The 14,503-nt window shown below is 69.0% G+C and carries 12 protein-coding genes and 1 pseudogene; 5 read left to right on the top strand and 8 right to left on the bottom strand.

Features of this window, described 5'->3' with window-relative positions; translation table 11 throughout:
• Window positions 1-9: 9 nt before the first annotated feature.
• Complete coding sequence (locus NP80_RS16020; RefSeq protein ID WP_035948223.1) at window positions 10-1,395, bottom strand: aminopeptidase P N-terminal domain-containing protein; 1,386 nt, start codon at window positions 1,393-1,395, stop codon at window positions 10-12.
• Window positions 1,396-1,580: 185 nt separating this feature from the next.
• Here NP80_RS16020 and NP80_RS16025 point away from each other — a divergent pair, with 185 nt between their 5' ends.
• Entirely contained in the window at window positions 1,581-2,192 is a 612-nt protein-coding gene (locus NP80_RS16025) for a glutathione S-transferase family protein (RefSeq protein ID WP_006401671.1), read from the top strand.
• 97 nt (window positions 2,193-2,289) lie between these two features.
• On the opposite strand, the gene NP80_RS16030 is transcribed toward NP80_RS16025, so the two are convergent.
• The 3 genes from NP80_RS16030 to NP80_RS16040 all read right to left on the bottom strand — a co-directional run bounded on the left by NP80_RS16030 (window position 2,290) and on the right by NP80_RS16040 (window position 5,676).
• On the bottom strand, window positions 2,290-3,909 hold the full coding sequence (locus NP80_RS16030; protein WP_006408319.1) for an FMN-binding glutamate synthase family protein: 1,620 nt from the start codon (window positions 3,907-3,909) through the stop codon (window positions 2,290-2,292).
• Window positions 3,910-4,024: 115 nt separating this feature from the next.
• Window positions 4,025-5,170, bottom strand: coding sequence for a tRNA 2-thiouridine(34) synthase MnmA (mnmA, locus tag NP80_RS16035; RefSeq protein ID WP_006408318.1), 1,146 nt, complete (start codon window positions 5,168-5,170; stop codon window positions 4,025-4,027).
• On the bottom strand, window positions 5,167-5,676 hold the full coding sequence (locus NP80_RS16040; protein WP_006401668.1) for an NUDIX hydrolase: 510 nt from the start codon (window positions 5,674-5,676) through the stop codon (window positions 5,167-5,169). The genes mnmA and NP80_RS16040 overlap by 4 nt, the downstream gene beginning before the upstream one ends.
• Before the next feature lie 278 nt (window positions 5,677-5,954).
• Between NP80_RS16040 and NP80_RS16045 the strand changes: the two genes are divergently transcribed.
• The 4 genes and pseudogenes from NP80_RS16045 to NP80_RS31785 all read left to right on the top strand — a co-directional run.
• Window positions 5,955-7,094 carry a Re/Si-specific NAD(P)(+) transhydrogenase subunit alpha gene (locus tag NP80_RS16045; protein WP_006408317.1) on the top strand — a complete coding sequence of 380 codons (1,140 nt, stop codon included), beginning with the start codon at window positions 5,955-5,957 and terminating at the stop codon, window positions 7,092-7,094.
• A gap of 11 nt (window positions 7,095-7,105) precedes the next feature.
• Window positions 7,106-7,432 (top strand): NAD(P) transhydrogenase subunit alpha part 2, encoded by a 327-nt coding sequence (locus NP80_RS16050; RefSeq protein ID WP_006401666.1) that lies wholly within the window; start codon window positions 7,106-7,108, stop codon window positions 7,430-7,432.
• The gene (locus NP80_RS16055) at window positions 7,429-8,883 is read left to right on the top strand and encodes an NAD(P)(+) transhydrogenase (Re/Si-specific) subunit beta (protein WP_006411831.1); all 1,455 of its coding nucleotides are present in this window, start codon (window positions 7,429-7,431) and stop codon (window positions 8,881-8,883) included. The genes NP80_RS16050 and NP80_RS16055 overlap by 4 nt, the downstream gene beginning before the upstream one ends.
• A gap of 164 nt (window positions 8,884-9,047) precedes the next feature.
• Window positions 9,048-9,234 (top strand): annotated as a pseudogene (locus tag NP80_RS31785) (carbon-nitrogen hydrolase family protein); the annotation flags it as partial.
• Between the two features lie 65 nt (window positions 9,235-9,299).
• Here the strand turns inward: NP80_RS31785 and NP80_RS16065 are convergent.
• The 4 genes from NP80_RS16065 to NP80_RS16080 all read right to left on the bottom strand — a co-directional run bounded on the left by NP80_RS16065 (window position 9,300) and on the right by NP80_RS16080 (window position 14,301).
• A complete protein-coding gene (locus tag NP80_RS16065) occupies window positions 9,300-9,986 on the bottom strand; it encodes a helix-turn-helix transcriptional regulator (RefSeq protein WP_006401662.1) in 687 nt (228 codons plus the stop codon).
• Window positions 9,987-10,065: 79 nt separating this feature from the next.
• Window positions 10,066-10,506, bottom strand: a complete 441-nt coding sequence (locus NP80_RS16070) for a VOC family protein (RefSeq protein WP_006411833.1) — start codon at window positions 10,504-10,506, stop codon at window positions 10,066-10,068.
• A 248-nt stretch (window positions 10,507-10,754) separates the two neighbouring features.
• Window positions 10,755-12,053 (bottom strand): THUMP domain-containing class I SAM-dependent RNA methyltransferase, encoded by a 1,299-nt coding sequence (locus tag NP80_RS16075; protein WP_006408313.1) that lies wholly within the window; start codon window positions 12,051-12,053, stop codon window positions 10,755-10,757.
• A gap of 115 nt (window positions 12,054-12,168) precedes the next feature.
• The gene (locus tag NP80_RS16080) at window positions 12,169-14,301 is read right to left on the bottom strand and encodes a site-specific recombinase (protein ID WP_045593934.1); all 2,133 of its coding nucleotides are present in this window, start codon (window positions 14,299-14,301) and stop codon (window positions 12,169-12,171) included.
• Window positions 14,302-14,503 lie beyond the last annotated feature (202 nt).

The raw sequence follows: 14,503 nt of genomic DNA on the forward strand, positions 1-14,503 counted from the left end.
GCGTGCGGCTTACGCGCGCGCACGCATCAGCGCCTCGATGTCGGCCGCCGCGACGGGCACGTCGCGCGTGATCAGCTCGCAGCCGTGCTCGCGCACGATCGCGTCGTCTTCGATGCGGATGCCGATGTTCCAGTACTCGGACGGCACGTCGTCGGCCGCGCGCACGTACAGGCCCGGTTCGACCGTCAGCGCCATGCCGGGCTTCAGCGTGCGCCACGGCAGCGCGCCGTTGGCGTCGCGCTCGGCGTGCCGTTCGCGGTAGTCGCCGCAGTCGTGCACGTCCATCCCGAGCCAGTGGCCCGTGCGGTGCATGTAGAAACGCGTGTACGCGCGCTCGGCGATCACGTCGTCGACGTTCGAGAAGCGCGTTTTCGCGATGATGCCGGTGTCGAGCAGCCCCTGCGCGAGCACGCGCACGGCCGCGTCGTGCGGCGCCTCGAACGGCACGCCCGCGCGCGTCGCGTCGATCGCGGCCTGCTGCGCGGCGAGCACGATGTCGTACAGCGTGCGCTGCGCGGGCGAGAAGCGCCCGTTCGCGGGGAACGTGCGTGTGATGTCGGAGGCGTAGCCGTCGAGTTCGCACGCGGCGTCGATCAGGATCAGGTCGCCGTCCCGCGCGGCCGCGTTGCCGGCCGGGTAGTGCAATACGCACGCGTTCGCGCCGGCCGCGACGATCGATCCGTAGGCGGGCGCCTGCGCGCCGTGCAGGCGGAACGTATACAGCAGCTCGGCCTCGAGTTCGTATTCGCGGATGCCGGGCTTGCATGCCTGCATCGCACGCCGATGCGCGAGCGCCGAGATGTGGGCGGCGCGCGTCATGATCGCGAGCTCGTGTTCGTCCTTCACGAGCCGCATGTCGTCGAGCAGCGGCGTGAGGTCGCGCATCGCGTCCGGCGCGGCGACGCCCGAGCGTGCCTGCGCGCGCACCGCATCGAGCCAGCGCGCGAGCTGCCGGTCGAACGCGGTCGACGCGCCGAACCGGTAGTGGACGGTGCCCGCGTCGGCGAGCAGGCGCGGGATCTCGGTATCGAGCACGTCGGTCGCGTACGCGGCGTCGAAGCCGAACGTGTCGCGCGCGGCCTCGGGCCCGTAGTGGAACCCTTCCCAGATCTCGCGATCGGCGTTCTTCGCGCGGCAGAACAGGATCGACTCGGGCGCGCCATGCGGCGCGGCCGCGTTCAGCACGAGCACCGCGTCAGGCTCGGTGAAGCCGGTCAGGTAATAGAAGTAGCTGTCGTGCCGGTACGGATAGCCCGTATCGCGGTTGCGCAGCACTTCCGGCGCGGTGGGCACGATGGCGACGCCGCCGCCCGCGGCGCGCAGTGCGGCAAGCACGCGTTCGCGGCGCTGGCGGTAGACGTCGACGGCAATGGCGGTATCGAGGGGCGGATTCATCGTGCGATTGTAGCGCCGCCGGCCGCGGCGCGCGAAAGTGCGCGCGAGCGCCGCGCAGCCGGGCCCGCCGGCCGATTGTTGCAAACCATCCACAGGCCGGACGGGCGATTTTCTACCCGGCCGTGCCGCCCGGTTATGATCGGCGACAACGTATACTCCCGGCGGTTCCCTTAAAAAGGCAGATGATGAAATTAATCGGTTCGCTCAGCAGCCCGTACGTCCGCAAGGCGCGGATCGTGCTCGCTGAAAAGAAGATCGACTACAAGCTGGAGCTCGAGAACGTGTGGGCCCCCGATACGAACATTCATGCGTCGAATCCGCTCGGCAAGGTGCCGTGTCTCGTGATGGAAGACGGCGCGGCGGTGTTCGATTCGCGCGTGATCTGCGAATACGTCGATACGCTGTCGCCGGTCGGCAAGCTGATTCCGGCTTCGGGGCGCGAGCGCGTCGAGGTGCGCTGCTGGGAAGCGCTGTGCGACGGCGTGCTCGACGCGTCGGTCGCGATCCGTCTCGAACACACGCTGCGCGACGAAGCGCAGCGCAGCGCGAGCTGGATCGCGCGGCAGCAGCGCAAGATCGACGACGGCCTCGTCGCGATGTCGCAAGGCCTGGGCAGCAAGACGTGGTGCGTCGGCAATCATTACACGCTGGCCGACATCTCGCTCGGCTGCGCGCTCGGCTATCTCGACTTCCGGATGCCCGAGCTGAACTGGCGCGAACGTCACCCGAACCTCGACAAGCATTTCGTGAAGCTGTCGCAGCGTCAGTCGTTCGCCGATACGCTGCCGCAGGGCTGACCGGCGGGCCGTATGCCGCAGACTGCGCCCCTGAGAGGGCGCTTTTTTTCGACCTGACCGGTTGACGGGCCGCCACCGACCGAGGCCCGCACACGCGTCAGTCGATCGACGCGTAGACCGTTTCGCCGAGCGTGAACGAATCGCTGCGGGCAATCGGCCACCACTTGTCGTACAGCGTATAGCCGCACGTGTTGCCGTCGAGCAGCGCGCCCGGCTTCAGATATTTCAGCAGCTGCGACATCAGGCGGACCTCGTGCGGCGACACCCGCTGCACGATGTGATGCGCGCGCAGCTCCGACGGATGCGACAGCCCGGCCGCCTGCACGAGCTCCTGCAGCGCGTGCAGCGTATTGCGATGGAAGTTGTAGACGCGCTCGGCCTTGTCGGGCACGACGAGCGCGCGCTGACGCACCGGATCCTGCGTCGCGACACCGGTCGGGCAGCGGTCGGTGTGGCAATGCTGCGCCTGGATGCAGCCGACCGCGAACATGAAGCCGCGCGCCGAGTTCACCCAGTCCGCGCCGATGGCGAGCGTGCGCGCGATGTCGAACGCGGTGATGATCTTGCCGCTCGCGCCGATCTTCACGCGGTCGCGCAGCCCGATACCGACGAGCGTGTTGTGCACGAGCAGCAGCCCTTCCTGCAGCGGCACGCCGACGTGGTCGGTGAATTCGAGCGGCGCCGCGCCGGTGCCGCCTTCGGCGCCGTCGACGACGATGAAGTCCGGCACGATCCCCGTCTCGAGCATCGCCTTCGCAATGCCGAAGAATTCCCACGGATGGCCGATGCACAGCTTGAAGCCGGTCGGCTTGCCGCCCGACAACGTGCGCAGCCGCTCGACGAATTCGAGCAGCCCGCGCGGCGTCGAGAATTCCGAGTGCGTCGCGGGCGAGATGCAGTCCTTGCCCATCGGCACGCCGCGCGTCTCGGCGATCTCGGGCGTGATCTTCGCGGCCGGCAGCACGCCGCCGTGGCCCGGCTTCGCACCCTGCGACAGCTTGATCTCGATCATCTTGACCTGCGGGTCGGCGGCCTGCTTCGCGAACTTGTCGGGGTTGAACGTGCCGTCGTCGTTGCGGCAGCCGAAGTAGCCGGACGCGATTTCCCAGACGATGTCGCCGCCGTGCTCGCGGTGGTACTTCGACAGCGAGCCTTCGCCGGTGTCGTGCGCGAAGCCGCCTTTCTTCGCGCCGAGGTTCAGCGCGCGGATCGCGTTCGCGGACAGCGAGCCGAAGCTCATCGCCGAGATGTTGAAGATCGAGATGTCGTACGGCTGCGCGCGCGTCGCGCCGACGCGGATCCGGAAGTCATGGTTCGGCAGCCGCGTCGGTGCGAGCGAATGACTGATCCATTCGTGCGCGACTGCCTTCACGTTCAGCTCGGTGCCGTACGGGCGGTTGTCGGCGACGTTCTTCGCACGCTGGTAGACGAGGCTGCGCTGCGCGCGCGAGAACGGTTTCTCGTCGGTATCGTCCTCGACGAAGTACTGGCGGATTTCCGGACGGATGAATTCGAACAGGAAGCGGAAGTGGCCCCAGAGCGGGTAGTTGCGCAGGATCGCGTGGCGGTCCTGGTTCAGGTCGTACAGGCCGAGGGCGACGAGCGCCGCCGGGATCGCGATCCACAGCCCCGAGAGCACGTGGAACGACGCGAGCGCGGCCGCCGCGACGAGCAGCAGGACCGCGCACCACATCGCGAGATAGCGTCGTGAAAGCATGGGGACTCCACAGAAGTGAACGGCCGCCATGCGTACGCTGCGCGGCGGCGCGCCGGCCTCGACGGAATCGTGTTCCGCCGGGCGCGGCGTGCCGCAAGTCTAAACCGAACGGGGGTCAGCGTGCTTCGGCGAGGGCCGGCGCGGCGGCCGGAGCGGGCGCGTGGCCCGGCTGGCCGGTGGCCGCGAATTCGATGATGCCGCCGCCCAGGCAGACCTCGCCGTCGTACAGCACGGCCGACTGGCCGGGCGTGACGGCCCATTGCGCGTCGGCGAACGCGAGCGAGAAGCGCTCGCCGCCGGCGCGCGCGAACGTGCATGCGGCGTCGGCCTGCCGGTAGCGTGTCTTCGCGCCGCACGCGAAGCCTTCCGCGGGCGGCTCGCCCGCGACCCAGCTCACGTTGCCGGCGACGAGCTCGCGCGACAGCAGCCACGGATGATCGTGGCCCTGCACGACGTAGAGCGTGTTCGACGGGATGTCCTTCGCAGCGACGAACCACGGTTCGCCGCTGCCGTCCTTGCTGCCGCCGAGGCCGATGCCCTTGCGCTGGCCGAACGTATAGAACGCGAGGCCGATGTGCTCGCCGACGAGCTTGCCGTCCGGCGTCTTCATCGGGCCCGGTTTCGTCGGCAGATAGCGGTTCAGGAAGTCGCGGAACGGCCGCTCGCCGATGAAGCAGATGCCGGTCGAATCCTTCTTCTTCGCGTTCGGCAACCCGATCTGCGCGGCGATCTCGCGCACTTTCGTCTTCGGAATCTCGCCGAGCGGGAACATCGTCTTCGACAGCTGCGCCTGGTTCAGCCGGTGCAGGAAATACGACTGGTCTTTCGTATGATCGAAGGCCTTCAGCAATTCGAAGCGGCCGTCGCGTTCGCGCACGCGCGCGTAGTGGCCGGTCGCGATCGTTTCCGCGCCGAGCGACATCGCGTAATCGAGGAACGCCTTGAACTTGATCTCGGCGTTGCAGAGCACGTCCGGGTTCGGCGTACGGCCGGCCGAATATTCGCGCAGGAATTCCGCGAACACGCGGTCCTTGTATTCGGCCGCGAAGTTCACGGCCTCGACGTCGATGCCGATCAGGTCGGCGACCGACACGACGTCGATCCAGTCCTGACGCGTCGAGCAGTATTCGCCGTCGTCGTCGTCTTCCCAGTTCTTCATGAACAGTCCGACGACGTCGTAACCCTGTTCCTTCAGCAGCCACGCGGTCACCGACGAATCGACGCCGCCCGACATGCCCACTACCACACGGCGCTTGCTCATTTGTTTACCGCCTGACGGTCGAATGCATCCGGCCGCGGCGCGACCGAATGCGTATGCACGAAATCGAGCGGAACGCGCCGCCCGGCCAGATAGTCGTCGACACAGCGCATCACGGCCGGCGACCGGTGGCGTTCGATGCACGCGCGCAGTTCGCCGGCCGTCATCCACAGCGTGCGGACGATGCCGTCGTCGAGCCGCTGACCGACGATGCGCTCGCCCGCCGTGCCGCAGAACGTGAAGCGCAGATACGTCGCGCCCGCGCTGCCGGGGCGCTCGTAATGTGCGAGGTACACGCCGACGAGCGCCGTCGGCACGAACGGATGCGCGGTTTCCTCGAGCGTTTCGCGGATCACCGCGTCGGCGAGCGTTTCGCCGGCTTCGAGATGGCCGGCCGGCTGGTTGATGCGCAGGCCCGTCGAAGTTTCTTCCTCGATCACGAGGAAGCGGCCGTCGCGCTCGACGAGCGCCGCGACGGTCACGTGCGGGGTCCAGATTTCGGGTTTCATGGTTCGGCATTTTACCGGTTGCGCCCGGACGCTGCCGGCCGTCTCGTTAGACGAATCCGACCCTTCGGTGCGCGCGGTCGTGCATGGTGCAAGCGTGCGCCGCGCCGCACGTTGGCAACCTCGCACGATCGTGCGGAAAGTGCTGGCGCGCGGAACGCTTTCGGTTAAAGTGCTGCGTGAACGCCGTTGCCCGTGAGCCGGTAGTCAGCCTGTCCGGCTCGTTGTTGCAGTCAGAATCGCAAGACTAGAAATATCAACGATGACTGGAGGAACTGACGATGCATATTGGAGTGCCTGCTGAGACGCGGGCCAACGAGGCGCGCGTGGCCGCGACGCCGGAGACCGTGAAGAAGTACGCGGCCGCCGGCCACCGCGTCAGCGTCGCGAAGGGGGCCGGGACCGCGGCCAGCTATCGGGACGAAGCCTATGCCGCCGCCGGTGCGGAATTGACCGACCAGTCGGCCGCGTTTGGCGCCGACATCGTGCTGAAGGTGCAGGCGCCGACCGATGCGGAACTACCGTCGCTGAAGCGCGGCGCGGTGCTGGTCGGGATGCTCGAGCCGTTCAACGCCGAGCAGGCGGCGAAGCTCGCGGCCGCCGGCGTGACCGGTTTCGCGCTGGAAGCGGCGCCGCGCACCACGCGCGCGCAAAGTCTCGACGTGCTGTCGTCGCAGGCGAACATCGCCGGCTACAAGGCCGTGCTGGTCGCCGCGTCGCTCTATCCGCGCTTCCTGCCGATGCTGATGACGGCCGCGGGCACCGTGAAAGCCGCGCGCGTGCTGGTGCTCGGCGCCGGCGTGGCCGGGCTGCAGGCAATCGCCACCGCGAAGCGGCTCGGCGCCGTGATCGAGGCCTCCGACGTGCGGCCCGCCGTGAAGGAGCAGATCGAATCGCTCGGCGCGAAATTCCTCGACGTTCCGTACGAAACCGACGAAGAGCGCGACGCCGCGCAGGGCGTCGGCGGCTATGCGCGGCCGATGCCGCCGTCGTGGCTCGCGCGTCAGGCCGCGCTCGTGCACGAGCGCGCGAAGCAGGCCGACATCGTGATCACGACCGCGCTGATTCCGGGCCGCCCTGCGCCGACGCTGATCTCGGCGGAGACCGTGCAGGCGATGAAGCCCGGCTCGGTGCTCGTCGATCTCGCGGCCGGCCGCGGGCCGGAAGTCGACGGCCGCAAGGGCGGCAACTGCCCGCTGACGGTGGCCGACCAGGTGATCGTGCACAACGGCGTGACGATCGCGGGCCATACGAATCTCGCCTCGATGGTCGCGTCGGATGCGTCCGCGCTCTACGCGCGCAACCTGCTCGATTTCATGAAGCTGATCGTCACGAAGGAAGGCGTGCTGAACATCGACCTCGCCGACGACATCGTCGCGGCGACGCTGTTGTGCCGCGACGGCGAAGTGACCCGCAAATAACGGAGGAGACCATGGAAGTCATCAATCACACGGTGATCAACGTGATCATCTTCGTGCTGGCGGTGTACGTCGGCTACCACGTGGTGTGGAACGTCACGCCCGCGCTGCATACGCCGCTGATGGCGGTGACCAACGCGATTTCGGCGATCGTGATCGTCGGCGCGATGCTGGCCGCCGCGCTGACCGTCGGCGCGACCGGCAAGGTGTTCGGCACGCTCGCGGTCGCGCTGGCGGCCGTCAACGTGTTTGGCGGCTTTCTCGTGACGAGACGGATGCTCGAGATGTTCCGCAAGAAGGAGCCCAAGCGTGTCGAGGGCGGCAAGGAGGGCGCGCGATGAGCATGAACGTCGTCACGCTGCTGTACCTCGTCGCATCGGTGTGCTTCATCCAGGCGCTGAAGGGGCTGTCGAACCCGAAGAGCGCGCGGCGCGGCAATCTGTTCGGCATGGTCGGGATGGCCATCGCGATCCTCACGACGATCGCGCTGATCGTCAAGCAGGCCGCGTGGCTCGGCGCGAACCTGCCGCTCGGGCTCGCGCTCGTGCTCGGCGCGCTCGTCGTCGGCGGTGCGGTCGGCGCGTTCGTCGCCGCGCGCGTCGAAATGACCAAGATGCCGGAACTCGTCGCGGCGATGCACTCGCTGATCGGTCTCGCGGCCGTCTGCATCGCGTATGCGGTCGTGTCGGAGCCCGAAGCGTTCGGGCTCGTGCCGCAGGACGCGGTGTCGTCGGACTTCATTCCGTACGGCAACCGCGTCGAGCTGTTCATCGGCACGTTCGTCGGCGCGATCACGTTCTCGGGTTCGGTGATCGCGTTCGGCAAGCTGTCCGGCAAGTACAAGTTCCGCCTGTTCCAGGGCGCGCCCGTCGTGTACGCAGGCCAGCACCTGATCAACCTGATGCTCGCGATCGCGATGCTCGGCTTCGGCATCCTGTTCTTCATCACGCAGGCGTGGCTGCCGTTCATCATCATGACGGCGATCGCATTCGTGCTGGGCGTGCTGATCATCATCCCGATCGGCGGCGCGGACATGCCGGTGGTCGTGTCGATGCTGAACTCGTACTCGGGCTGGGCCGCCGCCGGCATCGGCTTCTCGCTGAACAACGCGATGCTGATCATCGCGGGTTCGCTCGTCGGTTCCTCCGGTGCGATCCTGTCGTACATCATGTGCCACGCGATGAACCGCTCGTTCTTCAACGTGATCCTCGGCGGCTTCGGCGGCGAGGCCGCGGCCGGCGGCGCGGCGGGTGCGCAGGAGCAGCGCCCCGTGAAGTCGGGCTCGGCCGACGATGCGGCGTTCATGCTCGGCAACGCGGAATCGGTCGTGATCGTGCCGGGCTACGGGCTGGCCGTCGCGCGTGCGCAGCATGCGCTGAAGGAGCTGACCGACAAGCTGATCGAGAAGGGCGTCGACGTGCGCTACGCGATCCACCCGGTCGCCGGGCGGATGCCGGGCCACATGAACGTGCTGCTCGCGGAAGCGGAAGTGCCGTACGACATCGTGTTCGAGATGGAGGACATCAACGGCGAGATGGGGCAGGCGGACGTCGTGCTCGTGCTCGGCGCGAACGACGTCGTGAACCCGGCCGCGAAGAACGATCCGAAGTCGCCGATCGCGGGCATGCCGATCATCGAGGCGTACAAGGCGCGCACGGTGATCGTCAACAAGCGGTCGATGGCGGCCGGCTACGCGGGGCTCGACAACGACCTGTTCTACATGGACAAGACGATGATGGTGTTCGGCGACGCGAAGAAGGTCATCGAAGACATGGTGAAGGCGGTCGAGTAGCGCATGCGAGCGGTCCGGCCGGGCGATGCGGCCGGGTGCGGTTCGACAATGGGGCCCGTCCGGCGGATGCCGGCCGGGCCCCGATCGTTTACGGGCGCACGATTCGTTCGACGCACGCGGCGATCGTGTCGCGCACGCGCACGATCGCCGGAGCGCGCTGCGCGCTCGTCGGGCCGCTCGGCGATTCGCTGACCGAGCCGCCGATCGGCGAGGCGGGGCTCGTGAGCGCGCGTATCGACACCGATGAACTCGTGCGCGCGCGCTACGACTTCGACGTGGTCGGCGCACTATGCGCGCGCCGACGTGTTCTCGCTGCACGTCGACGAGCGGCCGAAGCGGCCCGTGGTGTTCGGGGCGTCAGCAGGGCAGGGGCGTCCCCGCGCGGGGCGCCGCCCGCGCGAATCGACGCGGCTGCGTCAGCGCATAGGCGTTTCCGCGATCCGCATGTAGTCGGCGATGCGCCGGCCTTCCATGTCCGGAAACTGCTCGTGCACGGTGATGTCGCCCATCCGCGCGATGTCGAACGTGCGGAAGTCGCCGCGCAGCTCGCACCACGCGCCGATCGTCCAGCGCCCGCCCCAGTAGACGAGCCCGAGCGGCCACACGCGCCGCTTCGTATGCGCACCGAGCCGGTCGCGATACGTGAAGCTGACGATATGGCGCGTATCGACGGCCTGGTGGATCGCATCGACCTTCGCGAAGAACGCTTCGTCGATGTGAAACGACGGCGCGAACACCGGCAGGCGATCGAGTGCGGTGCGCTTGTCGGCCGGCATCGCGGACGCGATCTTGGCGAGCGCCGATCGCGCGCCGCCCGCGAAGCGCGCGCCGCCCCAGGTCTCGAGCATCCGCGCGCCGGCCGCGAGCGCGGCCAGCTCCTCGGCCGTGAACGTGAGCGGCGGCAGGCTCGCGTTGCGGTTCAGCCGGTAGCCGATCCCCGCTTCGCCTTCGATCGGCACGCCCGACAGCTGCAGGTCGCGCACGTCGCGATAGACGGTGCGCGGCGACACCGACAGCCAGTCGGCGAGTTGCTGGGCGGTCGTCAGACGCCGCCCGCGCAGCAGTTCGGCGATCTGGAACAGGCGGTCGGCACGGCGCGTCATGGCTGCACCTCGGCTCCTTCGGGGACGGGAATGTCGCGATGATAGCGCCGCGCCGGCCGCGCGGCGGCGGCACGCGCGCTCAGTGGCATTTCGGCGCGTGCAGCCCGACGCGGTTGCCTTCCGTGTCGATCAGATAGCCGATGTAGCCGTAGTTGTTCGGCAGTTCGACGACCGAGCCCTGCACGACGCCGCCCGCGCGCTTCGCGCGATCGAGCGCCGCGACGACCGATTCGCCGGCGTTCAGATACACGAGCACGCCGTTCGCGCTCGGCTTGAGTTGCTGCGGATCGAACACGATGCTGCCGCCCGTGCTCGACGCCTCGTGGTCGAAGATCGCCATCGGCACGCCGCCGATCACTTCGCGGTGCAGCGTGGTCTGCAGCACGGCTTCGTAGAAGCGGATCGCGCGGTCGAAATCGAGCGACGGAATGTCGAACCACGCGATCGCGCGATCGGCCGCGCCGGTGGCGGCGGTCTTTGCGGGTGCGGGTGCGGTTGCGGTTGCAGTTGCGGACGTCATGACGAGCTCCTTTTTTTCGTTCGGATTCTGTTGGAAACCAGCCTGGCATTGCGCCGGGATTGCAGTGTGATCGACCGCTGCTGACAGCGTGCTGTCAGCAGTCGTTGCGGTCCTGACAGCGCGCGGACGCATTGCGCCGAACGGCGGGAGCGGGAGCGGGACGGGGAAGGTACGCGGCCGGGCGGCCGGGCATGGCGGTGGGTGGCAGCAGCCGGCGCGCGCGGCGCCGGTGCGGGTGGCGACGACGCTTACGCGTCGCCGTCCGATGCGGCCGGGCGCGCCTTCACGCTGCCGGCGATCAGGTCGAAACGGAACAGCCGGCATTCGAGCGCGCCGTTGAACAGCGGCGTCTTCGCCGATTCGCGCAGCCGCAGCTGGCCGGGCAGCGCGCGGTCCGACGTCAGCAGGAACGCCTGCCAGCCGGCGAAGCGCTGCTTCAGCGCATCGCCGAGCGCGTTGAAGAACTCGCTGTCGGGCGCGTCGGTGTGCGTACGGCGGAACGCGTCCTCGTTGCCGCGGTTGCGGCCGGTTTCGCGCGCCTCGCCGCGTGCGCTGCGGCCGCGCACCTCGATCCGCTCGCCGTACGGCGGATTCGCGACGATCAGGCCCGGCCCGTCGCACGGCGGCGTCATGCCGCGTGCATCGACCTGCTTGAGCCAGACGGACGGCACGCCCGCGCGCTCGAGGTTCGCGCGCGCCTTCTCGAGCATGTCGCCGGAGATGTCGCTGCCGTAGACGCGCAGATCGTCGCGCCGGCCGCGCGCCGCGCGCTTCGCGTCGATCGCGGCGACCTTCAGCCCCTGCCAGGCCGTGATGTCGTACTGCTTCAGCTTCTCGAAACCGAATCGGCGCTCGACGCCCGGCGCGACGCCGAGCACCATTTGCGCGGCTTCCGCGAGGAACGTGCCGCTGCCGCACATCGGGTCGTACAGCGGCGTGCCGGGCGTCCAGCCGGTCAGGCGCAGGATGCCGGCCGCGAGGTTCTCGCGCAGCGGCGCCGCGCCCTTGTCGAGACGCCAGCCGCGCTTGAACAGCGGCTCGCCGGACGTGTCGAGGTACAGCGTGCAGTCGGTGGCCGTCAGGAATGCGAACACGCGCACGTCCGGCGCGCCGGTGTCGATGCTCGGGCGTGCGCCGGTCTTGTCGCGCATCCGGTCGCAGATCGCGTCCTTGACGCGCAGCGTCGCGAATTCGAGGCTCTTCAGCGGCGACTTGATCGCGGTGATGTCGACGCGCAGCGTCTGCGTCGCCGCGAACCAGCGTTCCCAGGGCTGCTCGAGCGCGAGCGCGTAGACGTCCTGCTCGCTGCGGTACGGGCGGTGCGCGATCTTCAGCAGAATCCGGCTCGCGATCCGCGAGTGCAGGTTCGCGGCCATCCCGGCGGCCCAGCCGCCGCGGAAATGGACGCCGCCCGGCACCTGCGCGCCCGCGGCGAACGGCGCGCCGTCCAGGTGACGGCCGGCGATCTCGGCCAGCTCGGCGGCGAGCGCCGCTTCGAGGCCGCGCGGGCAGGGAGCGAAAAAGTCGTACAGGGTGGGCGAGGACATAAGGCGGGTGCGGGGACGTACAAAAGTCCAGTATTGTACGCGGCGCCGGCGCGTGCGGCCCGGCGTCGGCCGCAACGCGGTTCGCGGCCGGCGCGCCATGCGCCGGCCGGCGTGGCTAGTGCGAACCGGACTGCTGCGCGCGCGCGTCGCAGCCGGCGGCCGGCCAGAGCAGCCCGAACGGATGCGCGACGACCGCGCGCAGGATCGCCGCGACGAGCGCGCGCACCTTCGTCGGCCGCAGGCTGCGCGAGCGCACGGCCATCGTGAACGCGAGCGCGAAGCTCACCAGCACGTTGAGGATCGCCATGCTCAGCACGCCCGCGCAGGCCCACCAGAGTTCCGGCGTGCCGAGCGCGCCCTTGCCGAGCACGCCGAGCGCCACGCCGATCGAGCCGGCCGACAGCGTCACGTGCCGCACTTCGAACGGAAACAGGAACACGGTGACGATCGCCGGAATCAGGCCGAGCATCAGCCCGAGCCCGACGTTCGCGACGACGCCGGCGACGTTGGACCGGCAGAAGTGCGCGAACTTCGCGGCGCCGGCCGCGCCGAGCGTGAGCCGCAGCCGGCGGTTGTAGGCGAGCGCGTCGCCGACGCGATGCAGCACGAACCAGTTGTCCGCCCAGCCGGCGAGCAGGCTCGACGCCCACAGCAGCACGCCGGTCAGCGCCGCGTAGAACGGCGTCGGGCCGAACAGCGAGAACGAATGCAGCGTCGCGTGCGCCTTTTCCGGCGAAATCACGTTCACGTGCAGCACGCCGGCCGCGAACAGCTGCACGAGCAGGCACACCGGCAGCACGACGAGCACGTTGCCGGAAATCGCGGCCGCCTGCGTGCGGATCAGCGCGATCACCGACGCGACGAACGCCTTCACGCCTTCGTCGTGGCCCGTGTCGTCGAGCTCGCGTGCGAGCGTCGGCGCGGTCATCGCGGGCTGCTTCGTCGCGAGCGTGAAATGCAGGAAGTGCATCAGCATGAAGCTCGCCGCGTAGTTGACGCCGGCGAGGAGCCCCTCGAGCATCGACTGCAGGTGCGCGCCGGTGATCGCGAACTTCACGCAGACGGTCGCGACGGTCACGAGTCCGCCGCCCGCGGCCATGCGCAGCATCTTCAGATACTCGGCGCGGCTGCGCGAAATGTAGTGCTCGCCCGTATCGGCATTGGTCTCCACGAGCTTGCGCGCGAACAGCGAGAAATTGCTGCGCATCAGGTGCGCGACGCTCTGGCTGTTCTGGTTCGCGTCGACGAGTTCGGCGGTCAGACGTGCCATGCCGCGCAGATCGTCGCGCGCCATCCACGCGTTGAGCAGCGTCTCCGCGCGCAGAATGCGCATCCGCATCCGCTCGACCTGGAACACGATGTCGACCGACACGCCGTTGCGGTACAGATGCGAGAACACGTCGTCGACCGCGACGCGGCATTCGTCGAGCAGCACGCGCAGATAGTTCACCTCGTGCAGCAGCTTGCTCGGATCGCCGCCGTCCTCGACCGCCGCGTGCGCGGTTTCGACCGCGAGCATCGCGCGCGTGAGCCGGTAGAACGGCTGCGCTTCGAGCGGCGTGCGCGCATCGTCGTCGGACAGGCGGCTGCGCACCGTCTGCGACAGGCCGGTCGAGCTGATCTGGCAGGTCAGGTTGTGCAGCGCGGCCAGCAGGTCGCGCGAGAACGAGCCAGGTTCGTGGCGCTCGTCGTCGGTCACGTCGAACGCGAGCAGATCCGCGAGCCGCGCGAGCAGATCGTCGGGCAGCGCGTCGATCCACTGCGCGTCGTCGGGCGTCGGGAACATCAGCGTGAACAGCGCGGACAGCTCGCGGCGATTCGGCGCCGGCGGAATCAGCGAGGCATCGATGCGCTCGAACAGCGCGCCGAAGAAGCCCGAATGCACGGGCATGCCCGCATCGCACAGCAGCGAGATGCCGTCGCATTCGCGCAGGATGCCGCGCACGATGCGCGCCGCGTGCGACTTCCATGCCGGATTGCGATCGAGCACGTGGAACAGGTAGCGCAGCCGCGCATGCGCGGGATAGGCGCGGGCGTCGTCGCCGCGTTCGGCCGAGCCGTCCTGCGCGGCCTGTGCGGTCTGCATCGCGCCGCCGCGGCGCAGCCAGTGCGCGAGTTCGATCAGCCATTCGCTGCGCTCGGCGTACGACGCCTCGGCGTTCGCGTGCGCGAGCAGCGCATCGAGCTGATGGCTCGCACTGCGCGACGCGCGCCACTTCTTGATCAGGGTCGTCAGGGAACGGAACATAAAACGGAGTAGCGAAAGCCCTGGACGGGCGGGTTCGGAGGGCCGGCCGGGCATGCGGCGCGGCGCCGGTGAGTACGGGTGTGGCGGTCGGGGCGCCGGACGCGGCGCCCCGTTGCGGTGCACGCGGATCGCGGGCGGACGTCCACCGGACCGGCGTGCGGGCCGGACGCGCCCGGCGCTGCCGGCTCGCGCGCACGGCGGA

Origin of the sequence: Burkholderia multivorans ATCC BAA-247 (assembly GCF_000959525.1) — a bacterium.
Lineage (GTDB): Bacteria > Pseudomonadota > Gammaproteobacteria > Burkholderiales > Burkholderiaceae > Burkholderia > Burkholderia multivorans.